This is a genomic window from Gilliamella apicola, assembly GCF_000599985.1.
GTDB classification, from domain to species: Bacteria; Pseudomonadota; Gammaproteobacteria; order Enterobacterales; family Orbaceae; genus Gilliamella; species Gilliamella apicola.
The window spans coordinates 2,060,271-2,085,656 of record NZ_CP007445.1; the positions used below are offsets into that span (position 1 = coordinate 2,060,271).

The 25,386-nt window shown below is 35.0% G+C and carries 23 protein-coding genes and 1 pseudogene; 20 read left to right on the forward strand and 4 right to left on the reverse strand.

Annotated features, from left to right (window positions below; all coding sequences use genetic code 11):
- The 11 genes and pseudogenes from GAPWK_RS09295 to surE all read left to right on the forward strand — a co-directional run bounded on the left by GAPWK_RS09295 (nucleotide 1) and on the right by surE (nucleotide 7,173).
- Entirely contained in the window at nucleotides 1-852 is an 852-nt protein-coding gene (locus GAPWK_RS09295; protein WP_025315961.1) for a putative type VI secretion system effector, read from the forward strand.
- Nucleotides 853-854: 2 nt separating this feature from the next.
- Nucleotides 855-1,706 (forward strand): putative type VI secretion system effector, encoded by an 852-nt coding sequence (locus tag GAPWK_RS09300; RefSeq protein WP_025315962.1) that lies wholly within the window; start codon nucleotides 855-857, stop codon nucleotides 1,704-1,706.
- A 2-nt stretch (nucleotides 1,707-1,708) separates the two neighbouring features.
- Entirely contained in the window at nucleotides 1,709-2,560 is an 852-nt protein-coding gene (locus tag GAPWK_RS09305; protein WP_025315963.1) for a putative type VI secretion system effector, read from the forward strand.
- Between the two features lie 122 nt (nucleotides 2,561-2,682).
- Complete coding sequence (locus GAPWK_RS15345; protein WP_269147111.1) at nucleotides 2,683-2,805, forward strand: hypothetical protein; 123 nt, start codon at nucleotides 2,683-2,685, stop codon at nucleotides 2,803-2,805.
- Nucleotides 2,771-3,174: pseudogene (locus GAPWK_RS15605) on the forward strand (type VI secretion system Vgr family protein); the annotation flags it as partial. The gene GAPWK_RS15345 and the pseudogene GAPWK_RS15605, both read left to right, overlap by 35 nt.
- Nucleotides 3,175-3,210: 36 nt before the next feature.
- The gene (locus tag GAPWK_RS14295; protein WP_025315964.1) at nucleotides 3,211-3,450 is read left to right on the forward strand and encodes a hypothetical protein; all 240 of its coding nucleotides are present in this window, start codon (nucleotides 3,211-3,213) and stop codon (nucleotides 3,448-3,450) included.
- A gap of 474 nt (nucleotides 3,451-3,924) precedes the next feature.
- Nucleotides 3,925-4,314: a hypothetical protein gene (locus GAPWK_RS09320; RefSeq protein WP_238551116.1), complete on the forward strand. Its 390-nt coding sequence runs from the start codon at nucleotides 3,925-3,927 to the stop codon at nucleotides 4,312-4,314.
- A 22-nt stretch (nucleotides 4,315-4,336) separates the two neighbouring features.
- On the forward strand, nucleotides 4,337-4,726 hold the full coding sequence (locus tag GAPWK_RS14300) for a hypothetical protein (RefSeq protein WP_051516267.1): 390 nt from the start codon (nucleotides 4,337-4,339) through the stop codon (nucleotides 4,724-4,726).
- A 22-nt stretch (nucleotides 4,727-4,748) separates the two neighbouring features.
- Nucleotides 4,749-4,922, forward strand: coding sequence for a hypothetical protein (locus GAPWK_RS14925; RefSeq protein ID WP_158413598.1), 174 nt, complete (start codon nucleotides 4,749-4,751; stop codon nucleotides 4,920-4,922).
- Nucleotides 4,923-5,523: 601 nt separating this feature from the next.
- Nucleotides 5,524-6,381, forward strand: a complete 858-nt coding sequence (ypfJ, locus tag GAPWK_RS09330) for a KPN_02809 family neutral zinc metallopeptidase (protein WP_025315968.1) — start codon at nucleotides 5,524-5,526, stop codon at nucleotides 6,379-6,381.
- A gap of 12 nt (nucleotides 6,382-6,393) precedes the next feature.
- Nucleotides 6,394-7,173 (forward strand): 5'/3'-nucleotidase SurE, encoded by a 780-nt coding sequence (gene surE, locus GAPWK_RS09335; RefSeq protein ID WP_158413599.1) that lies wholly within the window; start codon nucleotides 6,394-6,396, stop codon nucleotides 7,171-7,173.
- Nucleotides 7,174-7,238: 65 nt separating this feature from the next.
- On the opposite strand, the gene GAPWK_RS09340 is transcribed toward surE, so the two are convergent.
- Nucleotides 7,239-8,447, reverse strand: a complete 1,209-nt coding sequence (locus GAPWK_RS09340) for an MFS transporter (protein ID WP_025315970.1) — start codon at nucleotides 8,445-8,447, stop codon at nucleotides 7,239-7,241.
- A gap of 216 nt (nucleotides 8,448-8,663) precedes the next feature.
- Between GAPWK_RS09340 and GAPWK_RS09345 the strand changes: the two genes are divergently transcribed.
- Nucleotides 8,664-11,006 carry a zinc/cadmium/mercury/lead-transporting ATPase gene (locus GAPWK_RS09345; protein ID WP_025315971.1) on the forward strand — a complete coding sequence of 781 codons (2,343 nt, stop codon included), beginning with the start codon at nucleotides 8,664-8,666 and terminating at the stop codon, nucleotides 11,004-11,006.
- 48 nt (nucleotides 11,007-11,054) lie between these two features.
- Here the strand turns inward: GAPWK_RS09345 and birA are convergent, their stop codons facing one another.
- From birA to murB, 3 genes are all read right to left on the reverse strand, one after another.
- The gene (birA, locus tag GAPWK_RS09350) at nucleotides 11,055-12,008 is read right to left on the reverse strand and encodes a bifunctional biotin--[acetyl-CoA-carboxylase] ligase/biotin operon repressor BirA (RefSeq protein ID WP_025315972.1); all 954 of its coding nucleotides are present in this window, start codon (nucleotides 12,006-12,008) and stop codon (nucleotides 11,055-11,057) included.
- Nucleotides 11,974-13,125, reverse strand: a complete 1,152-nt coding sequence (locus GAPWK_RS09355) for an MFS transporter (protein ID WP_025315973.1) — start codon at nucleotides 13,123-13,125, stop codon at nucleotides 11,974-11,976. The genes birA and GAPWK_RS09355 overlap by 35 nt, the downstream gene beginning before the upstream one ends.
- Nucleotides 13,126-13,209: 84 nt before the next feature.
- Nucleotides 13,210-14,220, reverse strand: coding sequence for a UDP-N-acetylmuramate dehydrogenase (gene murB / locus GAPWK_RS09360; protein WP_025315974.1), 1,011 nt, complete (start codon nucleotides 14,218-14,220; stop codon nucleotides 13,210-13,212).
- 575 nt (nucleotides 14,221-14,795) lie between these two features.
- Between murB and GAPWK_RS09365 the strand changes: the two genes are divergently transcribed.
- From GAPWK_RS09365 to ushA, 8 genes are all read left to right on the forward strand, one after another.
- Nucleotides 14,796-16,025 carry a phosphopentomutase gene (locus GAPWK_RS09365; RefSeq protein WP_025315975.1) on the forward strand — a complete coding sequence of 410 codons (1,230 nt, stop codon included), beginning with the start codon at nucleotides 14,796-14,798 and terminating at the stop codon, nucleotides 16,023-16,025.
- Between the two features lie 52 nt (nucleotides 16,026-16,077).
- Nucleotides 16,078-16,791, forward strand: a complete 714-nt coding sequence (gene deoD, locus GAPWK_RS09370; protein ID WP_025315976.1) for a purine-nucleoside phosphorylase — start codon at nucleotides 16,078-16,080, stop codon at nucleotides 16,789-16,791.
- Between the two features lie 154 nt (nucleotides 16,792-16,945).
- A complete protein-coding gene (locus tag GAPWK_RS09375; protein WP_025315977.1) occupies nucleotides 16,946-18,199 on the forward strand; it encodes a nucleoside permease in 1,254 nt (417 codons plus the stop codon).
- 291 nt (nucleotides 18,200-18,490) lie between these two features.
- Nucleotides 18,491-19,654, forward strand: coding sequence for an adenosine deaminase (gene add / locus GAPWK_RS14305; RefSeq protein ID WP_025315978.1), 1,164 nt, complete (start codon nucleotides 18,491-18,493; stop codon nucleotides 19,652-19,654).
- A gap of 33 nt (nucleotides 19,655-19,687) precedes the next feature.
- Nucleotides 19,688-21,667, forward strand: coding sequence for a bifunctional 2',3'-cyclic-nucleotide 2'-phosphodiesterase/3'-nucleotidase (locus GAPWK_RS09385; RefSeq protein WP_025315979.1), 1,980 nt, complete (start codon nucleotides 19,688-19,690; stop codon nucleotides 21,665-21,667).
- Between the two features lie 19 nt (nucleotides 21,668-21,686).
- Nucleotides 21,687-22,091: a cytidine deaminase gene (locus tag GAPWK_RS09390; protein WP_407919858.1), complete on the forward strand. Its 405-nt coding sequence runs from the start codon at nucleotides 21,687-21,689 to the stop codon at nucleotides 22,089-22,091.
- Nucleotides 22,092-22,258: 167 nt separating this feature from the next.
- Nucleotides 22,259-23,560, forward strand: a complete 1,302-nt coding sequence (locus GAPWK_RS09395; RefSeq protein WP_025315981.1) for a pyrimidine-nucleoside phosphorylase — start codon at nucleotides 22,259-22,261, stop codon at nucleotides 23,558-23,560.
- A gap of 29 nt (nucleotides 23,561-23,589) precedes the next feature.
- The gene (gene ushA, locus GAPWK_RS09400; RefSeq protein WP_025315982.1) at nucleotides 23,590-25,275 is read left to right on the forward strand and encodes a bifunctional UDP-sugar hydrolase/5'-nucleotidase UshA; all 1,686 of its coding nucleotides are present in this window, start codon (nucleotides 23,590-23,592) and stop codon (nucleotides 25,273-25,275) included.
- Nucleotides 25,276-25,386 lie beyond the last annotated feature (111 nt).

The following is a 25,386-nucleotide window of genomic DNA, read 5'->3' on the forward strand; positions in this document are numbered from 1 at the left end:
GTGAGTGACTATTTTCAAATTATCAAAGGTAAAATATCAGATCTAAAAGTGATTGATACAAGTTTAGCCGTCTTTGGAAGTGGAGCTTTAAATGGTCTACCCGCTATCAGTCAAGCATTAATGGGCGATAATCTTGCCGCGGCTAGCCAAGTAGCAACATCAAACCACTATGAAGATGAAAGTGATTTTCTTAATAGTGTTCAGTACTTTACTTGTAAAATAGGTAACCTAGAAGTTCGAGGCTTTTTTTGTCGAGCATTTTTTCGTAATGGTGATCAGGTAGAAGCTGTGGTTGAACCATGTGACGAAGATGGTTATTTAGCGTATGCGCTACGTCGTCCAATTGATCATCGACTTTGGCTTTACCCTTGGGCGATGAAAGGTTCAAAGGCTAATAGTCGAGTGGCATTAAAAAGTGAGTTAATTTTTATACTACCAGTTTATTTTTGTATTTTAGCTGAAGTTATTTTTGTATCTAAACAGTTAAGCACTTTTATCACTGGATTTTGTATTTCAACTGCATTATGTACCTTATTCTTTTTAATTACTTATTTTTGGTATAAAAAATTACTCGGAGGAGGCTCAAAAGAGGCCGATAAAATATTTGCTACACTAGGCTATCCTGACCCGAAAACGGTAGACATGGAAAAGGAAATATTAGAAGTTTTTATAAATAATAAATCCACATCCGATCCAGATTTTTATTTTGACACGACAACCGAAGAATATCTGCGAGAAGACCCGGATGGCGTTAAATGGGTCAGCTTTTACCGTGAAGCGCCACCTATACCAGATTATATTACGGTGATTGATACCGAACTGGATGATAATCTTGATGATAACGGGATTTAATTGTGAGTGACTATTTTCAAATTATCAAAGGTAAAATATCTGACCTAAAAGTAATTGATACAAGTTTAGCCATCTTTGGAAGTGGTGCTTTAAATGGTCTACCCGCTATCAGTCACGCAGTAATGGGCGATAATCTTGCCGCTGCCAGTCAAGTAGCAACATCAAACCGCTATGAAGATGAAAGTGATTTTCTTAATAGTGTTCAGTACTTTACTTGTAAAATAGGTAACCTAGAAGTTCGAGGCATTTTTTGTCGAGCATTTTTTCGTAATGGTGATCAGGTAGAAGTTGTGGTTGAACCATGTGACGAAGACGGTTATTTCGCGTATGCGCTACGTCGTCCAATTGATCATCGACTTTGGCTTTACCCTTGGGCAATGAAAGGTTCAAAGGCTAATAGTCGGGCTGCATTAAAAAATACGGGAATTTTTACATTATTAGTTTATCTTTTCGATTTAGTTTTACTAATTATTGTATCTAATGATTTAAGTGACTTTGCTTTTGGGTTTTCTGTTACAACTCCAGTATTTATTTTGTTCTTTTTAATCAGTTATTTTTGCTATAAAAAATTACTCGGAGGTGGCTCAAAAGAGGCCGATAAAATATTTGCCACACTTGGGTATCCCGACCCGAAAACGGTAGACATGGAAAAGGAATTTTTTGAAGTTTTTATAAATAATAAATCCACATCCGATCCAGATTTTTATTTTGACACGACAACCGAAGAATATCTGCGAGAAGACCCGGATGGCGTTAAATGGGTCAGCTTTTACCGTGAATCGCCACCTATACCAGACTATATTACGGTGATTGATACCGAACTGGATGATAATCTTGAAGATAACAGGATTTAATTATGAGTGAGTATTTTCAAATTATCAAAGGTAAAATATCAGATCTAAAAGTGATTGATACAAGTTCAGCCGTCTTTGGTACTGGAGCTTTAAATGGTCTACCCGCTATCAGTCAAGCATTAATAGGCGATAATCTTGCCGCTGCCAGTCAAGTAGCAACATCAAACCGCTATGAAGATGAAAGTGATTTTCTTAATAGTGTTCAGTACTTTACTTGTAAAATAGGTAACCTAGAAGTTCGAGGCATTTTTTGTCGAGCATTTTTTCGGAATGGTGATCAGGTAGAAGTTGTGGTTGAACCATGTGACGAAGACGGTTATTTCGCGTATGCGTTACGTCGTCCAATTGATCATCGACTTTGGCTTTACCCTTGGGCAATGAAAGGTTCAAAGGCTAATAATAAAGATGCATTAAAAAATGTGGGACTTTTTATATTATCAATTTACCTTTGTAATTTAGTTTTAATTATTGTTGCATCTAATAATTTAGATGATTTTGTTTTTGGAGTCTCGATTATAACACCATTATATATCTTATTGTTTTTAATTGGTTATTTTTGGTATAAAAAATTACTCGGAGGTGGCTCAAAAGAGGCCGATAAAATATTTGCTACACTTGGGTATCCCGACCCGGAAACGGTCGACATGGAAAAGGAATTTTTAGAAGTTTTTATAAATAAATCCGAATCCGATCCGGATTTCTATGTTGATACGACAACCGAAGAATATCGACAAGAAGTTCCAGATGGCGTTAAATGGGTCACCTTTTACTGTGAAGCGCCACCAATACCAGATTATATTACGGTGATTGATACCGAACTGGATGATAATCTTGATGATAAACACAAAGAATAACTATCCTTTTTCCCGAGCAAAAAGGCATTTTAGAGAGCCGATTAGAGTGGTGCGTTTTGGATGAAAAAACCGGAAAATACGTTGATTACGGTAATAGCGACTAAAAAAGGATACAAGGGTTAATGTATATACGAGTACGGTTTAATCGGGTAACAAGACAAGTTTATATCCAGCGCCCTAAATATTGCGACGGTACCGTCGTATTTAAATGGGATCATATTATGCTGGGTAACCAGTCCAGATAATGACATCTATGGTTATATTGATACACAAGGGCGCTATCAGGTTAAATTTAACTTTGATTTAAAAGAGTGGCGAAACGGTGAAGAGAGCTTATAGTTAAGACTGGCTAAACCGTATGCCGATAGTACCTATGTTTTCACTTTCCACTGATTGACGGCACAGAAGTTGCGGTTGCGTTTACTAACGGTAATCCTGACCGGCCTTATATTGCGCATGCGATGCATGATAGTCAACTCCCTGACAATGTGACCACCATAAACAAACGCCATAATGTGATTTGCACACCGGCGAATAATAAGTTACGGATGGATGATAAACGTGGACAAGAGCACATCAAGTTAGCGACCGAATATGGTAAAACCCAGCTTAATTTTATGAAGAAGGTTCAGTTAAACTAGGGCAAACAGATGGTGAAAGAACTTTGGGAATCAGGTAAAACTAAAATTGGCACATTAAAACTAGAACCTAGTTATGATTGTCGTCATCCGACAAACTTTTTTAAAAATGAACCACCAGGATATTTACCAAAAGTTCCAGCTATTGATTGGATAACTCTAGCAAGTTTAAGAGATACAGAAAATAGTTTTTTTGATTATGATTCTCCTAATGATAACATTCCTGGTATTACGACAGCAGGGGGATCTTAAAACGTGGTTTAAAAAAGCCGACGCTGAAATTATTTACGAAATCAATACAAATATAATAAATCAAGTGACAGGCTCCAAATTCACGTTAAAAGATTTATGCCGCTTAAATTCTTATGTTTGTGAAGATACGCACGTAGTCATGTTGATAACATCACGGATGTTTAATAAAGATGTGCCTTTAAAAACTAAAAACCATTGGATTGTTTTGGCAGATAATTTAAAGTAAATAAATGGTCATGAGGTAACTGAACAAACTCTACTCACGGAGCTAGTAGAGCTTGAGTGTTTTTCATGGGGTAGAGTAAAGGATCATTTACTAAAAAATACAACTTTAGCTGATATTATGCGTTACTCTTATGCAGCTTTTGTGATAAGTAAAATACCATAAACGGAAAAGTAAATGGTATTGAAACAAATAGGGAAGTGTTTAAAAAACACTTTTTACAACCAATTCAATTAAACTAAATAAATTATATGAAAAAAATACGATATCACTTAATGTTAATCATTGGATTTTTTTTGACTACTGTTCTTACCGGTTGTTTGTGTTATAAACCAGAAGTTCGACCAAAAACATTACCTAATGCCTCATTGGGTAATCCCTATTATGCTAAAATTGAAGTTTTTGGTGGCGTGGCTATAGATCGTCACTTTTTCTATCATATTAAACCAGAAAAATCAGGTCTTGAATTATCTCCTACTGATTTTGGAACAGAATATGTTTCCTATAATGATCTTGAAGTAAAGGGAACACCTAAAGTTGCAGGAACAATCACAATAGAACTTTCTGGAGGCACTTACGGAACAAATACATGTCCGGGAAAACGCTATGATAGAGTTTATACCATTAAAGTTGAAGAATAGTATTAGGATTGGTTTAGATTTTATGAAAAAACTACAACATCACTTAATGTTAATCATTGGATTTTTTTTGACTACTGTTCTTACCGATTGTTTGTGTTATAAACCAGAAGTTCGACCAAAAACATTACCTAATGCCTCATTGGGTAATCCCTATTTTGCTAAAATTCAAGTTTTTGGTGGCCACGCTAATCGCCATTACTTTTACTATGATATCCAACCAGAAAAATCAGGCCTTGAATTATCTCCTAGAGGTTTAGGAACAAAACGTGTTTCCTATAATAATATTGAAGTAAAGGGAACACCTAAAGTTGCAGGAACAATCACAATAGAACTTTCTGGATCTACTTACGGAACAAATACATGTCCGGGAAAACGCTATAATAAAGTTTATACCATTAAAGTTGAAGAATAGTTTAAGAATTGGTCTAGATTTTATGAAAAAATTACAACATCATTTAATGTTAATCATTGGATTTTTTCTGACTACTGTTCTTACTGGTTGTTTTTGTATGCAAAAAATAGAAGTTCTACCGAAGTCGTTACCTGATGCCATATTTAAGAATAAACAAGTCCAAAATCTCAGTTATCGTTATTTATCAGGTTTGTAAAATTGTGAGATATTTTTTAAAGAAATTACTTTAGAATTTTAAATATACCGATATATCTAAAATAAGAAATAAACTACGCCCATTACACATTAAAAAATATAGACATTATCAGATTGATAGTATTAAACATTCAATCGTTCAAAATCCTGTTCACCATCGAAAAGTAAAGTTGAAATATCATAATGATTCGTAGTTTTTGAAGTATAATGAATTTAAAAATCTCTACGGTTAAATTTTCTTTTATTTATAATTAGCGTAATATTCCATTGAGATATAAAAACGCCATTCAAATAAAAAGTAATTTTTATAAAATATCCATCTTCTGTAAAATTTAGTCTTATTTTAAATATAAAATACAAACTATAAAAAGAACGTAATAGTAATAACTATAAAAATCTATCCGTTATAAACTGGAGTTAGTTTTTTCTTTAAACAATTCAAAAGATAAGTGATATAGCTACTTAGTATTATTTTGATACAGATAATTACACAGATAAAAGTAGATTAATCAATGCATTATTTGATGTTAAATTAACTTAATCTAGTATCCTCCCCTTTTATCCTTTAAAATAATTCAATCAAAACTAATGAGGTATTCCCTATGCGCTGGAGAGACCAAAGAGAGAGTGATAATATTGAAGATCGCCGCTCACAATATGGAAGCGATTCAGGAGTTAGGATCCCAATAAGAGGTAAAGGTCGAGTTGTTTTATTTATCGTGGTTTTGGTTGCTGGTTATTATGGTGTTGATTTGACCGGCTTACTTAATCCTAACCTAATTGACACCAATAGCTCATCACTAAGCTCTAATCAATATTCTATTAATGATGAAGATGCTGCTAAGTTTACATCGGTCATTTTAGCGACCACTGAAGATTACTGGCAACAAGAATTTAATCGTTTAGGTAGAACTTATACTCCTCCCAAATTAGTCTTATACACAGGTTCAACAAGAACATCATGTGGTGTTGGTCAGACTTTTATGGGGCCATTTTATTGCAGTGTTGATAAAACTGTCTATTTGGATATTTCATTCTATCAAGAGATGAAACAACAACTTGGTGGTGGCGGTGACTTTGCCCAAGGTTATGTCATAGCACATGAAATTGGTCATCATGTGCAAAATTTGCTGGGTCTGTTCAATAAAATCGAACAATTAAAACAAGGCCAATCGGAAGTTTTTGTTAATCAATTATCGGTTAAATTAGAGCTGCAAGCTGACTGCTTTGCTGGTATGTGGGGACATGCAATGCAACAAAAAAATCTTTTAGACGTTGGCGATATTGAGCAAGCGTTAAAGACCGCTGAAGCTATTGGCGATGATCGCTTACAACGTCAAAGTAATGGTTATGTTGTGCCAGATAGTTTTACACATGGTAGCTCTAAGCAACGTTATGCTTGGTTTAAACGAGGATTTGATAGTGGTGATATCAATCAATGTAATACTTTTACTGAATAAGGAAATAAAATGATGTTTGATAAATTAGTAAATCGTGTATTGTTAGTCAATGATGATGGTATTGATGCATATGGAATTAAAATTTTAAAGGATGTAGCACATAAAATTGCTCATGAAGTGTGGGTGGTAGCACCAGCGATTGATCAAAGTGGTGTGTCATGTTCGGTCAGTATAAAAGCACCTTTTCGAGTTGCAAAACGTAATGAGCAAGAATACGCGGTTTATGGAACTCCCGCAGATTGCTCATTATTTGCTATAAAGCATCTAATGGCAGATAAGTTGCCTGATCTAGTGCTATCGGGCATTAATAATGGCTCAAATGTAGGATTTGAAACGGTTTTATCTGGTACTGTTGGTGCAGCCATGATGGCAACAGCTTTAGGAATACCATCAATTGCCTTAAGCCAATGCTCTACTGAAGATAATCAACCAACAATATGGGATTGTTCAGCTTATCATGCTGAATCAGTGATCAGAAAACTACTATCATTGTCAGCACCTAAAAATATCTGTTTTAATGTTAATTTCCCTTCTTGTGATGCTCATCAGATTAAAGGATTAAAAATCACTAAACAAGGTGATTGTGATGTAAGTCGTTTTGTAGTAGCCCCAATTAAAGATCCTGAAGGCCATGATTACTTTTGGTTTAGAGCCCAGCGTAATCAGCAGGTGTGTGACGATAGTAAAGAGCTGGATGCGGCTAATGGTAATTTCATTGCCATTACACCTATTGGTTATGAAAGAACAAACTATGCTTTTTATGAAAAGTTATTAAAAGAATTTGATTGTTAATCACTGATTATGACTTCGTCTTCCAATACGTCTGGAAGACGAACAAATGAAAAGTAATGGTTCACTTATTGTGAGGCTTTTTTTCCATCTTTAACCAATGCACAAAACAGCAATGAAACGGCAACCATCACAAGCGCAATCCAGTAGATAGCTTCATGCCCATAAGCATCAGATACAAACCCTTGCAAAACACCAGCAAGAATAACACTAAAAACAATCCCGTTATTAAATAGTGTTGATGCAACGCCCATTCTAGTTGGTAATAAATCCTGAAAATAGATAATACCAATATTAGCCACAATCCCAATAAATAACGCATTAAATAACTGTAGTACTAATAAAGCGAATTTGCTGGTGAAGAAAATCATGCCAATATAAAAAATTAAGCCACAAATAATGGCAATAAAAAATAGATTTCTCTTACCCAAAGAAGGCACTAAAAAACCAGCAATAAGCATCACAGGGATTTCAATACCCGCAGCTAATCCCATCAAAACACCAGGTAAAGAGTCAGGAAGATGTAAAACCAAGTCAACGTAAAGCGGCATGTCGATAATATACATCATGTTAGCTGTCCACATAAATACAGTGGATAATAATAAACAAACGATATTCCGGTTTTTCCAAAGTGGAATATTAGCTGCTTGTAAATCTGCTGCACTGCTGAGTTGTGAAGTAGGATTTTTTTCGACAGATGGTAAAAATATCGCAACAAAAAACATCGCTATAATAAACATGGACATTGCTGTTAAATACATTACAGTAAAGCCAAAGCTTAAAGCTAAACCGAATGATATTGGAGGACCAAATACCCATGCCAACGATAACTGAGCACGAATTAATGAGTTAAAAGCAACCACATTACGCCCTGATTTGACAGCATATTCACGCGCTAAAGCAAAGATTTGCGGCATGGCGGCTGATGATAATGCGGCAAATAAAACACCCAGCGTAATCAATATAAAATAGTGACGTGTAAACGCAAATGTAACACTATTGGCAACCCCCATTAAACAGCAAAATATGACGATATAACGTCTATCACCTTTTTTATCTGAATATTTTGCTAATAGAAAACTACCCACAATGCTGGCTAAAGCATTTATCGAGAAAAAAAGACCGACTAAATGGGAATTTACATTAACTTCAAAGGTTAAGAAACGGCTTAATGTAGGTGATTGTAACGCCCCTGCAATACCGACAATAAAGGTCGTAATAAGAAAAGCTAAAAAGACAATACTCTGTTTTTGGCGAAAGGATGAAACTTTGGACATAAACTTTCTCTATCATTTTATTTTATACAATTATAAACATAAAAAAGAAAGTGATACAGTAGAAGAAAGAAATAAAAAATGGTTATTTTTTATATTTGCTTTGTTACTTGTCTTGTTCTCAATATTTTTGATCTAATTATCAAATAAATTAAAAAAAGATATCTTTTTATTTTTTTGAGCGTACAATCAAAATCATCCACAAAACGAGGTAACGTTATGTTATATAATAACAAATCCACACAATCCACCCATGAAAATCACACTCATTGTCATGACGATTGTCATAATATTGCTCATAATCATACACATGACAACCATCATTCCCATGATGAAAATCATAATCAATCAGCAAGCCATTGCTGTGAAAGTCATGATCATGGATCAACGCAAAAAAATGAGATAGAAGATCCTCCAGAAGATCCTGAGCGGAAAAGCCAAAACATTAAATTGACTTGGAAAATCAAGGGAATGGATTGTGCTCATTGCGCTAGCAAAATCGAAAATGGTATTAAAACACTGCCAAATATTAATCAAACCAAAATTATCTTTTCTACAGAAAAATTAATCGTTTTTGTTCCTAAGCATGACGATGCGGTAATAAAAATGATTGAAGACAAAGTGGTAGAACTAGGCTATACCCCGATTTTTGAAAGCACCCCTAATCACGCACATCATCACGAACATTCACATAGTTTTGATAAAAAAGCATTCATACCGTTAGCGGTTTTAGGTTCATTAATTGTGATAAGTTACCTTATTTTATTAATAAATCACACAATAGGTGAATATGCTTTTATCATTACTGCAATTGTCGGATTAATACCGATTTTAAAAGAAGCTTTAGTATTAACGCGAAGTGGTACACCATTTGCCATTGAATCATTGATGAGTATCTCAGCTATAGGTGCCCTATTCATCGGAGCGGCCGAAGAAGCCACTATGGTACTCTTTTTATTTATGATTGGTGAAATGCTTGAAGGATTTGCAACCAGTAAAGCTAAAAAAGGGATTTCATCTCTTGCACAGTTAATGCCTGAAGAAACGGTGATCATTATTGACGGCAAAAGAAAAACGGTTGCCAGTCATAGTTTAAAACCTGACGATATAATCGAAATTTCATCCGGAGGGCGATTACCTGCTGATGTTATTTTGGTAAGTGAACAAGCTAACATCGATGAAAGTGCTTTAACTGGGGAATCAATTCCTGTCAATTATCTATCTGGGGATAAAATTTTAGCCGGATCTTTGGTTGTGGATAATACCATTCAACTTAAAGTCGTCTCGCAATCAGGACAAAATGCCGTAGATCGCATTTTACAATTAATTGAAGATGCTGAAGAACGTAAGGCACCTATTGAGCGATTTATTGATAAATTTAGTCGCTACTACACTCCAGTTATCGCCCTATTTGCATTATTGGTTATTGTTATTCCTCCGCTATTATTTAATGAAGATTGGTACACTTGGGTTTATCGTGGATTAACTTTATTATTAATTGGTTGCCCTTGTGCGTTAGTAATATCAACACCGGCCGTCATAACATCTGCCCTATCCAACGCAGCTAAACAAGGTGTATTAATAAAAGGTGGTGCGGCTTTAGAACATATTGGTTCAATTAAAATGGTGGCATTTGACAAGACCGGTACGTTAACCGAAGGCAAACCACAAGTTACCGATGTCATTGCTCAATCTATTACTCAACAACAGCTTCTTACTCTTGCAGCAGCTATTGAAAGCGGTTCACATCATCCTTTAGCAAAAGCAATTGTTGATTATGCAACTAAGCAGCAAATTGTAGTTCACGAGGCAAGTAATCGTAAAGCTAATGCGGGCGTGGGTATTCAAGGTGATATCGATAATCAAACTTATTATATTGTTGCGCCAAGTAAAGTTACTACGGTATCGATACCCTTAAATGATGAAGATAGAGAAAAAATACATCAACTAGAAAGCGCAGGTAAAACCGTCGTGGTACTAGTGACACAACAAAAATTAGTCGGAATGATTGCTTTGCAAGATGTATTACGTTCTGATTCTATTACTGCAATAAAAGCGCTTGATGAGCTGGGTCTTAAAACCTTAATGCTTACGGGTGATAATCAACGTGCGGCAAAAGCCATTGCAAGCCAATTGGGAATTGATTATCGTGCTGAGTTATTACCAGCAGATAAACTAATCGAAATTGAAAAAATTCGTAACACGACTTCAATTGCAATGGTTGGAGATGGTATTAACGATTCTCCAGCAATGAAAGCTGCGACAGTTGGTATTGCTATGGGCAGCGGTACCGATGTAGCGCTAGAGGCAGCCGATGCAGCATTAACAAAAAATAGCTTGCTAAGTTTGCCTAATTTAATTCGCTTAACTCGCTTTGCTAACCGTAACATTAAGCAAAATATCACCATTGCCTTAGGGATCAAGTTGGTGTTTTTAGTAACAAGTTTATTTGGTTATACCGGATTGTGGTTAGCGGTATTAGCTGACTCAGGAACAACAGCTATCGTAACGGCCAATGCTTTAAGAGTGCTTGGTTTCAAAAGTAAAAAAGACAAAATTTAACAACTGATTTAAAAACTATTCCATTTAAAAATGGAATAGTTTTATTGGTCATTCATCACCACGTAATGATATTTCACCGCCAATATGCGCATGGATTTTTCCGTCTTGCTCTAACATTAAAGCACCTTGCTCATTAATGCCTTTAGCAATGCCTCGGATAATATTATCACCAATAAGCAATTTTACTGGACGATTAGCAAAATTATCTAATCGATTCCAATCACTAATAAAAGGCGCTAAGCCCTGTTTTTCAAATTCAGATAATTTAATGTTTAAATTTTTGACAATACGCGCGACTAACAAATTACGATCTACCTTACCTAAATTTGCCCATTTTTGGTTAACAATATTAGGATCTGGATTAGTCATCATTAAGTTGACACCAATACCAATAATTGCATGGGCACAATCACCCGTTTTACCCGCTAATTCAATCAATATGCCCGCTAGTTTTTGATCGTTAAGATAAAGATCATTGGGCCATTTTACTTTAATATCTTGACCCGATAACTCCCTTAAAGTATCTGCTATTACAATTCCGACAACTAAGCTTAATCCCATTGCGGCAGCCACGCCCTGCTCTAACTGCCAATACATAGAAAAATAGAGATTAGAGCCGAATGGTGAAAACCATCGACGTCCACGACGACCGCGCGCTTTTGATTGAAATTCTGCTATACAACAATCACCCGATCGGAGTTGCCCGATTTTATCAAGTAAGTATTGGTTGGTTGAATCAATAATAGGTAAAATTTCACAACGACTATCCGCTTGATAATAGTGATCAATTTTACTCTTTTTTATTAAATCAATCGGTGCAGTTAAACAATAACCTTTACCTTGAACCGATGTAAAATCTAGCCCCCATTCGCGCAGTACTTTCATATATTTATTGATTCCAGCACGAGTTATACCAAAACTCGCTGCAAGTTCTTCACCTGAATGAAATTCACCGTCCGCTAAGATTTCAATTAATTTGAGTGGATTTTGGTGGCTGCGCATCGATTCCTCTTTTTTTAACTAATAAGGCAATAAAATAAAGTGAGATTATAGCAAAACTTACAAATAAATAAGTATTATTCGTTTTATCCATAACAAAAGCAATCACTGCCGGAGCAACAAGACTACCTAATGTATTGGTTAATAGCATGGCTTGATTCATAGCTACAATATCTTGTTTTCTAACACACGAACATGCCCATGCCATAGAGATTGGATAAATAGTATAAATTGTTGCACCTAATAAGATAATTGCTAATGTATCAAACCAATTAAATATCAACATTACACAAGCAAATAGCATTAATATTGATTCAAACAACAATACAACTTGTCGACCAAATTTATCAGCACACCAATTAGCCGGCATTTGTGCTATTACACCAGATAATATAAGCAAAATCATCCAATTGGCAACTTGAGTGTCGTTATAACCTAAATGAGAATAATAAGCAGGTAAAAGCGAATAAAGTGAACCAATTAACATACCGGCAATCACACAACCAATCAAACCAATGCGTGACGGTTTATTGACAATCATAGGAATGATATTGAAACTACTTCTTTTGCGTTTAGGTAATTTATAATGAGTTAGCAAAATAAATAATATCGCAAGCCCCATCAGTAAAGCAGTCACTAAGCCAAAATACAATACATTTTGCGGAAAATACTGTAATAACGCTTGCCCTAATACCGTGCCTAAATAATAAGTAGTTAAATACACCGCTAGCATTTTGCCACGAGTACGTGCTGTTCCTGTCACTAAAATACAACTTTCAATAACAACCCAAGTTACAGCGCAGGCAATACCAATAAAGAACCGCCATATAACCCAGCTATAAAAATCCATAGAAAAACTTAAGCCTATAGTAGCAATCGCAAAAATAATGCAACTGTAGGTATAGGTATAGCGAGCATTAAATTTACTGATAAACCAATTAGCAAAAATGGTACCAATCAAGTTGCCAGTGAAGTAACTTGAGCCAACTAAACCAATTTGCCCTAGTGAAAATTCATTACGCACTAACCAAAGAGGTACTTGGGTATTAAGTGCTGATAATGCAATTGTCACAAATAATAAGCTTGTTAATAAAATAGGAAATGAATATGAATGTTTCATCGTCTTTTACAATATCATTGTTTGATTATAAATCGTTGGTTGCAACCTAAATGACTGACAACCTAAATTTATAACTATTGTTATTTATAGAAAGTTGTCTACATCAATTTCAGCTATTTTGCCAATAAAACGGATTTCAGGTGAAAGATTAACCGAAAATTTTCGTAATACTGCGTTTCGAACATATCGAGCTAATTCAACCACATCTTGCGCGGTTGCGTTATTTTTATTGATTAATACAAGTGCTTGATTTTGATGAACTGCAGCGCCACCCAATTGATAGCCTTTTAGACCACATTGATCGATAAGCCAACCTGCAGCAAGTTTGACTTGATTATTTACTTGTGGATATATTGGCATAGTTGGGTAAATTTCAAGTAGCTTATCGGCAACTTTTTTATCAACAACTGGATTTTTAAAAAAACTACCACCGTTACCAAGCACCTTTGGATCAGGCAGCTTACTAAGCCGAATTTCACAAACTTTATCGAAGATCATTTTAGGGGTAATACTTTTTGGATCAAAGTTACGCAATTCGCCATAGGTTAATACAGGTTGCCACTGTTTAGGTAATTTGATACCAACATAAATGACCGCATAACCATCAGCATATTGCTTTTTAAAAATACTTTCACGATAACCATATTGACCATCTGTTACCTTAATAATGTTTCCAGTAGCAAGTTCCAATAATTCCACATAATCCGCCACTTTTTGAAACTCGACTCCATAAGCGCCAATGTTTTGGATCGGCGCTGAACCGACACAACCTGGAATTAATGCTAAATTTTCAAGTCCTGCGATATTGTGTTCAATAGTTTTTGATACAAGTTGATGCCAATTTTCACCTGCTCCCACTTTTATATGCCATGCTTGTTCGGTTTCGGTGATAATAATACCTTTAATTCGATTTAAAATGACAATTCCTTCAAAATCACAAGTAAAAAGCGTATTACTACCCTCACCAAGGATCATAATCGGCAGATTTTGTGGATTATCTTGCCAAACCTGCATTAATTGTTCGACCGTTGTTACGGTCACAACTTTTTGAGCATAAACGTCAAGATTAAAAGTATTTGGGATTCTTTGTTTCATCAACTACAACCTTATCTAGATAGAAATAGACTGCCAATTCTAAATTGCTTTTAGTGTTTTATTCGATTTTATAGGGATATCTTTCACACACGGCAGCATATATTATCACATTGGTTAACCTTACATTATTAATTATTTAATCCCTAATTATTATAAGATTCTTAGCGCTCAAAATATGTACATTTATTAATATTTTAATTTTAAAAATGTGATAATGATCGAATTTGGCAGATCAATTAATCAAATAAACCGTTAAAGTAATGCTTAAATCTTTTTTGTTTTTTTAGATCATGTATTATAGATATATGAGCGATGTTTTTTTAAATTACAGTTAAACAGATTATTGTTTATAGATACATTTAGTGCAAATAATAGACGTTATCATCAAGATATCATATCAAAGGTGTAATTACTTAAATGAGTATTATAAAATAGACAGCTAAGTATGAAAGTAAGTACGAAAGATTGTCCAAGACGCTGTTCTTCCTTAAACCGTACCCATATAAACCAAAAGTAAAATGCGAGTACGAAGATAACTTGTAGCAAGATCTGTTTTTGATAAGTTCGAGGAAATTATGAAAAGAGTTTTTATTATGATCCTAGATTCATTCGGGATTGGTAGTGCCAAAGATGCGGAAAAGTTTGGAGATGAAGGTTCCGACACATTAGGTCATATTGCTGAACAATGCGCATTAGGCAATGCAGAACAAGGACGCAGTGGCACACTTAAATTACCTAATTTGGGTAGATTAGGATTAATTGAGGCCGCATACGAATCAACAGGTCACTACCCTAAAGATATGCAAACCGAAGGCGAGATTATTGGTGCTTATGGTTATGCTAGCGAAATTTCATCAGGTAAAGATACGCCATCTGGCCATTGGGAAATTGCTGGTGTACCGGTACTGTTTGATTGGGGTTACTTTACCGATACAACTAATAGCTTTCCTCAAGATCTGTTAGATAAAATTGTTACTCGTGCAAAACTTCCTGGTTACCTTGGCAATTGCCACTCATCGGGAACGGTTATTCTTGATGAACTTGGTGTTGAACACATGGCAACAGGCAAACCTATTTTCTATACATCGGCTGATTCAGTTTTCCAAATTGCTTGTCATGAAGAAACTTTTGGTTTAGACAAACTTTACGAAGTGTGCGAAATCGCACGCGATGAACTTAATAAAGGTGATTACAACATTGGACGTGTTATTGCCAGACCTTTTATTGGTAAAAAAGCAGGTGAATTTGTACGAACAGGTAATCGTCATGATCTAGCGGTTGAACCACCTGCACCAACTGTGATTAAAAAACTGGTTGACGAAAAACAAGGCAATGTTGTTTCGATTGGTAAAATCGCCGATATTTACGCCCACGTTGGAATCACCAAAAAGATTAAAGCAACTGGCATTGAAGCACTATTTAATGCATCGTTAGAAGAAATTAAACAAGCCAAAGATAACACCATTGTATTTACCAATTTTGTTGATTTTGATTCCTCTTATGGGCACAGACGTGATGTAACTGGTTATGCTACTGCATTAGAATATTTCGATAGTCGCTTACCTGAAATGTTAGCGCTAATTGAACCAGGCGATCTGTTAATTATCAGTGCAGATCATGGTTGCGATCCAACATGGGCTGGTACTGATCATACTCGCGAACATATTCCTGTTTTGGTGTATGGCGATAGTGTACCAGTAGGCTCATTAGGTCATCGTGAAACGTTTGCCGATATCGGACAAAGTGTCGCTGATTATTTTGATTTATCACCAATGGAATATGGTAAATCTTTTATTAGCAAGTAAACAAATCAAGTTAATGTAATACTTTTTTTGAAATAAAGATCAGGAGAATTAGATGTCTACCCCACATATTAACGCTGTTGATAATGCTTTTGCAGAAACAGTTTTGATGCCAGGCGATCCGCTACGCGCAAAATTTATTGCTGAAACATTTTTAGAAGATGCACAAGAAGTAACAAATGTAAGAGCCATGTTAGGATTTACTGGTTATTACAAAGGGAAAAAAGTTTCAATCATGGGGCATGGCATGGGTATTCCATCTTGTTCTATCTATGCAACCGAATTGGTTAAGTTCTACGGTGTTAAAAATATCATTCGCATTGGTTCTTGTGGTGCCATTAGCCCTAATGTAAACCTTGGTGATGTGATAGTGGGCATGGGGGCTTGCACTGATTCAAAAGTTAATCGTTTACGTTTTAAAGATAGTGATTTCGCTGCGATTGCCGATTTTGATTTAACCTGTAATGCCGTTAATGCTGCTAAAAATTTAGGTGTAAACGTTAAAGTTGGTAACCTGTTTTCAGCTGATCTTTTCTATAGTGTCGATCCTGAAATGTTCGATATCATGGAAAAATACAACATTCTAGGCGTAGAGATGGAAGCTGCAGGTATTTATGGTGTAGCGGCAGAATATGGTGCTAAAGCATTAGCAATCTGTACGGTTTCTGATCATATCCGCAAAGGTGATGCTATGTCACCAGAACAACGTCAGATTGGTTTTAAAGAGATGATAACTGTTGCGTTAGAATCTGTACTATTAAATCAATAATTGAAAATGGCAGATCAACTGCCATTTTTTTTAACTAAATATTGATAGCTTGAGCACTATAAAATTGATAATAGTGCTTGTTTATATATAAATTTATTCATTAGTAATTGTTAGGCAGAAGATTATCAAATATGTCATTTAATAAGGAATCAAAATGAATATTAAGTTTAAACTTAAAATTATATTTTTCTTACAGTTTTTCATCTGGGGGAGTTGGCTGATCACCTTAGGTTCTTACATGATGGAGACATTACATTTTAATGGTGTGACCGTAGGTTCAGTATATGGCACAATGGGGATAGCATCTTTATTTATGCCTGGCTTACTTGGAGTTGTCGCAGATAGATGGATTCCAGCTAATCGTTTATTTATGCTTTGTCATTTAATTGGCGCCATTACTTTATTTATTGCAGCATCAGTCACATCACCTTTTTTGATGGTAGTGATAATTTTGATTCATTGCCTAGCGTTTATGCCAACCATCGCAATTTCTAACTCAATTTCCTATTCTTGTTTAGAAGCAGAAAATCTTGATGTTATTTCGCAATTTCCGAAAATAAGAATTTTTGGAACTATCGGCTTTATCGTTGCCATGTGGTTAGTGAGTTTCTTAAAATTTGGATTAAGTAATATGCAACTTTATATTGCGGCAGCTGGTTCAGTTTTACTTAGCTTATATTCATTAACACTTCCATTAATTAACATTACTAAAGACAGCTCAAAAAGGAAGTCTTTAGCAAGCTCTTTAGGTTTAGATGCATTCGTATTATTTAAAGAACCAAGAATTGCGATCTTTTTTGTCTTTGCCGTATTCCTTGGCGGTATTTTGCAAATAACCAATACATTTGGTAATCCGTTCTTACTTTCATTTAAAAACATTCCAGAATATGCTGATAGCCTAGTAGTACAATATCCTTCGGTGTTATTGTCTATTTCGCAAATGTCAGAAGTGGTATTTATTCTATTTGTTCCATTTTTTATGAAACGACTTGGCATCAAATATGTAATGTTAATCAGTATGCTTGCTTGGGTGGCTCGTTTTGGGTTATTTGCTTATGGTGATCCATCTCCAACTGGCTTTATATTACTGCTTTTATCTATGATAGTTTATGGGTGTGCATTTGATTTTTATAACATTTCTGGCTCAATGTATGTTGAAAAATCAGTCTCACCAAGCATCCGTAATAGTGCGCAAGGTCTATTTATGATCATGACTAATGGTTTTGGGGCATATTTAGGTTCGACAATCAGTGGCTTTGTTGTTGATCATTACACAACAGGTGATCTTACAGATTGGCGTACAGTTTGGCTAATTTTTGCTGGTTACTCTTTATTGTTGGCTATCGTGTTTATGATTATTTTTAAAAACGATGACTTAAATAAAACAACTACAGCCAATAATAGTTAATCATTTATGGCGTTTTAAATAAAACTTTCCATAATCAAAATACTGGCAGCAACCTTGGTTGTTGCCTTTTTCAAAAAAATTTAATGAGTTAGAATGGCTTTTATTACATATTACTGCATAAAAACTGATTAAGTCACACAAAATGTATGGTAATAAGATGTCTGTTCAAGGTAAAATAGTAAAGATTATGATGAGTAAAGCTAAGGTTACTATACTAAGCTCTCCAATAAGTGTTTTTCATATCATTATTATTTGTACTCAATTGGCAAAATAAACTAGATTAAATATTAAATGAATAGACATACATTACCAAAAGTCATTTTACATGAGCATATTGAAGGTAGTATTACGCCTTTTATGGCTCAACAGTTAGCCAATAAAAATCACATCGTTTTTCCTGAATCATTATGTTATAAAGCCGGTCAATACGATGCTAATGAGTATAAAAATGGTCGATATCGTTATGATGAAACTGACTTTGTTCAATTCATTCAAACTTATGACACTGTTTCCAATTTTGTAAAAACACCCGAAGATTATTATCTAATTACTTACGATTTTCTTATTAGAAACGCTAAGCAAGGATTAATCTATTGCGAGCTTTTCTTATCCCCTTTTCATATCTGTACTACCGAAATTGATGGTGAAATTATTTGGAACAAAGAAAGATTCCAACAAACACTCAACCAAATGGATAACGCCATTATTGATGTACAAAAAGATTATAATATTACCGTAAGGTATCATGTGATCGGTGTTAGGCATCTAGGTGCTAAAATCGTTTATGATACGTTACGTTTTATTAAAGAAAATCCTCATCGATTTATTACTGGATTTAATATTGCTGGAAACGAACGTTTTGGTCATTTTGATGATTTTAAAGATGCACATGAGTTAGCAACTCAACTTAAACTTAAAAAATCCTATCATGCTGGCGAAATTGAATCTGCTGAAAGTATTATTCAAGCACTTAAACACGGTGCACAAAGAATTGGTCATGGTATCCGTGCCATTGAAAATAATAATCTGATTCAGGAATTGATTAATAAAAAAGTTACTTTAGAAATCGCATTGACCAGTAATCGTATACTTGTTAATGAACTTCATGGTGATATTCGAAATCATCCTGTACGCCAACTTTATGATTATGGTGTACGCATCACTTTAAATACCGATGATGCTGGAATTTTTGGTACAGATATTGAAAAAGAGTACCACCTAGCCTCATCAATTTTTGGTTTTTCGAGATTAGAATTATTGGATATTACATTATGTGGTATTGATGCCGCCTTTGTTGAAGATTCAGTAAAAAAACAATTAACAAATTATGTTTTGTCATTCTTTACCTTAGATGACAAACAAACACTACAAAAAGCAGTCAATGATGCTATATATCATCCTGCAATAACAGAACGATTTATTAAATACCAAAAATCACTACCAATAACAAGTTAGTGGATAGCAAAGTCAGAAGTATAGGAGATTTATATGAAAAAAAACAAATTAACTTTATCCCTTTTAACCCTATTCATTTCTGGCTCCCTTCAAGCCGCTACCGTTGATTTAAGAATAATTGAAACCACTGACTTACATGGCAACATGATGAACTTTGATTACTTCAAAGATCAGCCTGTTGATACTTTTGGATTAGTCAAAACAGCAAATCTAATTCATCAAACAAGAAGTGAAGTAAAAAATAGCGTACTTGTTGACAATGGTGATTTGATTCAAGGTAGCCCTATGGCAGATTATGCTTTAAATAAAGGATTAAAAGATGGTGAGATTCATCCTGTTTATAAAGCGATGAACACACTTAATTATGTTGTAGGTAATATTGGTAATCACGAATTTAATTTTGGTTTAGATTATTTACAAAAAAGTATTTCAGGGGCGAAATTCCCTTATGTTAATGCCAACGTTTATGATGCAAAAACTGGCAAACCCTACTTTCAACAATATATTATTATTGATACCCCAGTTGTTGATAGAGAAGGTAATCAGCAGATCATTAAAATTGGCTATATCGGATTTGTGCCACCGCAAATTATGCAATGGGATAAGCTTAATTTAAATGGAAAAGTAGTAGTAAAAGATATTACTGAAACTGCAAAAAAATTAGTTCCTGAAATGAAAAAACAAGGTGCTAATCTTATCATTGCCATTCCACACTCGGGGGTTTCTTCTGAACCATATAAAGCGTTAGCGGAAAATTCAGTCTACTATTTAAGTCAAGTTGAGGGTATTAATGCCATTATGTTTGGTCATTCACATGGTGTTTTTCCAAGTGAAGATTTTAAATCCTTACCTAATACCGATATCAAAACAGGTAACATCAATCATGTCCCTGCCGTAATGCCAGGTCAATGGGGTAGTCACCTAGGTGTGGTGGACTTAGTTCTTGAGGGTGATAACTCTAATTGGCAAGTAACATCAGGGAAATCAGAAGCCCGCCCTATTTATGATATAAAAAATAAAAAAGCATTAGTGGACGCCGATCAACAGATTGTCGAAATTTTAAAGCAAGATCATCAAGGTACGCGTGAATTTGTAGGCAAACCGATTGGTAAAGTTTCTAGCGATATCAACAGTTATCTTGCGCTAGTTGAAGATACATCCGCACTACAAATTATTAGTGACGCACAAATTGATTATGTGAAACAGTTTATTCAAGGCGATCCAGATTTGGATGGATTGCCAATTTTATCAGCGATTGCACCATTTAAAGTTGGTGGCCGAAAGAACGATCCAAGTGCATATGTTGATGTTAAAAAAGGTGATTTATCATTTAGAAATGCTGCCGATATCTACCTTTATCCAAATATTTTAAGTGCGGTTAAAATTACTGGTAAAGATGTTAAACAGTGGCTAGAATGTGCCGCTGGTGTATATAATCAAATCGATGTTAATTCGACTCAACCACAATATCTAATTAATTGGGATAAGTTTAGAACTTATAATTTTGATACAATTGATGGCGTAAGTTATCAAATTGACGTGACAGCACCACCACGTTATGATGGCAATTGCCAGTTAATAAATCCTACATCTGAAAGAATAAAAAATCTAACTTATCAACAACAGCCAATTGATCCTAATCAAGTATTTTTAATTGCCACCAATAATTATCGTGCCTACACAGGTATATTCCCAGGTACAGGTGAAAATAATGTTAAATTCAATTCACCTGATGATTTAAGGGTTATTTTGTCTGCTTATATCACTAATACCACAAAAAAAGCAGGTATGGTTAATGTCACTGTAGATAATAATTGGCGAATTGCACCAATTATTAGCGACAAAAAACTGGATATCCGCTTTGAATCTTCACCAACGGATGAGGCAAAAGCTTATATAGAAAAAAATTCGCTTTATCCGATTAATTTTATTGAAAAAGATGAATTAGGTTTTGGTGTTTATCGACTTGATTTACAGTCACCGATTAACGCAAAAACTAAAAATCAAAAATAGTACTATTAAGACTCGAAGGATTATCGATATGAAAATTGAAAAGTTAATCGAACTTGCTAAAACTGCTCGCTCAAGAGCCTATGTGCCTTATTCTAAATTTCAAGTTGGCGCAGTGCTGATTACTGAAGATGATGAAGCAATTTTAGGCTGTAATGTCGAAAATGCTTCTTACGGATTAGCCAACTGTGCTGAACGCACGGCCATTTTTAAAGCTGTATCAGAAGGCAAACGCAAATTTAAAAAACTAGTAGTAATTGGTGATACAGATGGCCCTATTTCACCTTGTGGCGCTTGTAGGCAAGTTATTAGTGAATTTTGCGCTAAAGATATGCCAGTAATTTTGACCAATCTTCAAGGGAAAATTCAAGAAACTACCGTAGGTGAATTACTACCTTGGTCATTTTCGCCGAGTGATCTTGATTAGTTAAAATCAATTGCAAGTAAAATGGATAAAAATAGATAAAAAGCACCTTAATATAGTTAAAATTTTTTTACTATATTTTCGAACATAATCGGCAAATGGCGTTTATGTAAATTTTTATAATCAAATAGATAAACTAATTTGATTAACTGTTTTAAGTGAGAGATATAATGAGATTTGTAGATATTATTGAAAAAAAACGTGATGGTAATGCATTAACCACAGAGGAAATTCAATTTTTTATTACTAACTACACCAATGGCACCATTCCTGATTATCAAGTGAGTGCGTTATTAATGGCGATTTATTATCAAGGTATGACATCAAAAGAATGTGCAGATTTAACCAGTGCTATGATGTATTCTGGTGATACAGTTGATCTATCCTCAATCAATGGTATTAAAGTTGATAAACATTCAACCGGTGGCGTAGGTGATACGACAACTTTAGTACTTGCACCATTAGTTGCAGCATTAGATATTCCCGTTGCAAAAATGTCAGGACGCGGTCTTGGACATACTGGTGGGACAAATGATAAATTCGAATCGATCCCTGGATTTAAAATTGAATTAGGCAAGCAAGACTTTATCAATCAAGTAAATGAAAAAGGCGTTGCTGTAATTGGACAATCAGGCAACTTAACACCAGCCGATAAAAAACTGTATTCCCTACGAGATGTAACAGCTACAGTTAATTCTATCCCATTGATTGCAAGCTCAATTATGAGTAAAAAATTAGCCGCAGGTGCTGATGCGATTGTCTTAGATGTTAAAACTGGAGACGGCGCCCTAATGAAAAACATGGCTGATTCAGAAAAATTAGCTCATGAAATGGTGAATATTGGTAATCAAATTGGTCGTAGAACCATGGCTATTATTTCAGACATGTCACAACCACTTGGTTTTGCAATTGGTAATGCGCTTGAAGTTAAAGAAGCCATTGACACATTAAAAGGTCATGGTCCAGCTGACTTAACTGAATTGGTATTAACACTTGGCAGCCAAATGGTCGTATTAGCCAATAAAGCCAAAACACTTGATGAAGCTCGTGAAAAACTACAAGAAGTCATCAAAAATGGCAAAGCTGTAGAAAAATTCAAAACATTAATTGAAGCTCAAGGTGGAGATAGTTCTGTTGTTGATAATCCAGAAAAATTAGCAAGCGCACCTTACCAAATTGCCTTACCAGCACTTAAATCAGGTTATGTTTCAAGAATTATTGCTGACCAAATTGGTATTGCAGCAATGCAACTTGGCGCAGGTCGTGCAACCAAAGAAGATGTTATCGATCCATCTGTTGGGATTATGTTACACAAAAAAGTAGGCGATAAAGTTGTCGAAGGTGAAGCTTTACTAACTATTCATGCTAATACTGATAAAATTGATGCGATTAAACAAAAACTATACGACAATATTACTATTAGTGATAATGCGATAGAACCGCAATTAATTTATAAAGTGATTACGGAATAATTATTACACCTAAGGATTTAGGAGGCACCATGCATCATCCACAATTATATAAAAAACTATCACTCATTGCGGTTTTGGGGTTATTTTCGGTTAATGCTTTAGCTGATGTAACTAAGAAACAATCAACCGATCCAACTTGGCAAAAAGATAAATCTTACCGATTTACAATTTTACATACCAACGATCACCATGGCCGTTTTTGGCAAAATGATATTGGCGAATATGGACTTGCAGCCCAAAAGACGGTTGTTGATGAGATCCGTAAAGAAGTTGCCGCAAAAGGTGGTAAATTATTGTTGTTATCGGGTGGTGATATTAATACTGGTGTCCCTGAATCTGATGTACTGCAAGCCAAACCCGATTTTATAGGCATGAACGAAGTTGGTTACGATGCCATGGCGGTGGGTAATCATGAGTTTGATCATCCGCTAAGAATCATTCGTGAACAACAAAAATGGGCTAAATTTCCATTTTTATCTGCCAATACCTACTTCAAAAACAGTGATAATCGGGTTTTTGATGCCTATAAAATGTTTAACTTAAATGGCATTAAAGTAGCGGTATTTGGATTGACTACTGACGATACTATCTTTTTGGCTTCACCTAAAAATACCGATGGTGTAGAATTTCGTAAAACCTTACCTGAAGCACAAAAAATCATTACTGAAATCAAAAAAACCGAACACCCTGATATGATCATTGCTGTCACTCATATGGGACATTATGAAAATGGTGAGCACGGTTCGATGGCACCAGGCGATGTTGAATTAGCTCGAGGATTGCCAAATGGCGAATTAGATATGATTGTGGGAGGACACTCACAAAATCCTGTTTGTATGGCTAGCCCTAACAAACGTATTACCGATTACGTACCGGGCACACCATGTGCGCCAGATCAACAAAATGGCACTTGGATTGTTCAAGCCCATGAATGGGGTAAATACGTTGGTCGTGCTGATTTTGTCTTTTTAAACGGTAAAATTACGCTGCAAAATTATCAATTAATTCCAATCAATCTGAAAAAAGAAGTGGATAATGGTAATGGCACTAAACGTCTTGAATATTACACGAAAGAGATACAACCACACCAAAATTTGTTAGAAACCTTAAGACCTTATCAGGAGCAAGGTAAACAACAATTACTCACTAAAACGGGTGAATTAATTGGCCGTCTAGAAGGTGATCGTAGTGTAGTGAGATATCAACAAAGTAACATGGGACAGCTACTACTCAGTGCGTTCATTGAAAAAACGAATGCTGATATCGGTATTATGGCTGGAGGTATGATTCGTGATTCACTTATTGAAGGTCATATAACTTATCGCGATATTTTAAAAGTTGAGCCTTTTGGTAATACTGTTGTCTATTTTGATTTAACCGGCCGTGAGTTAATGGAATATCTTAAAGTTGCATTAAGTAAAAAACAGGGTTCAGGCGGTTATACTCACTTAAAAAATATCACGTTAACTAAAACTGGCGATACGATTAGCGATGTTAAAATTAAGAATGAACCCATTGATTTGCAAAAATCTTATCGCATTACGACCCTTGACTTTTTAGCTGCAGGCGGTGATGGCTACCCAATTACCAATACTTTACCAACTTATGTTGATACGGGTTACCGAGATGCCGATGCAATAAAACAGTATTTTGAGGAACATTCTCCAATCAAGGCGACAGATTTTGAACCATCGAATTTTATTTTAGAAAAATAATTTTGCAGTTTTAAACACGATTTATAGAAAATCAACAGCACTGATAATATTGATTTTCAGTGCTCATAACTAATTAATTAATGATAAAGATTTAATTTTTGCTCTCAGCAT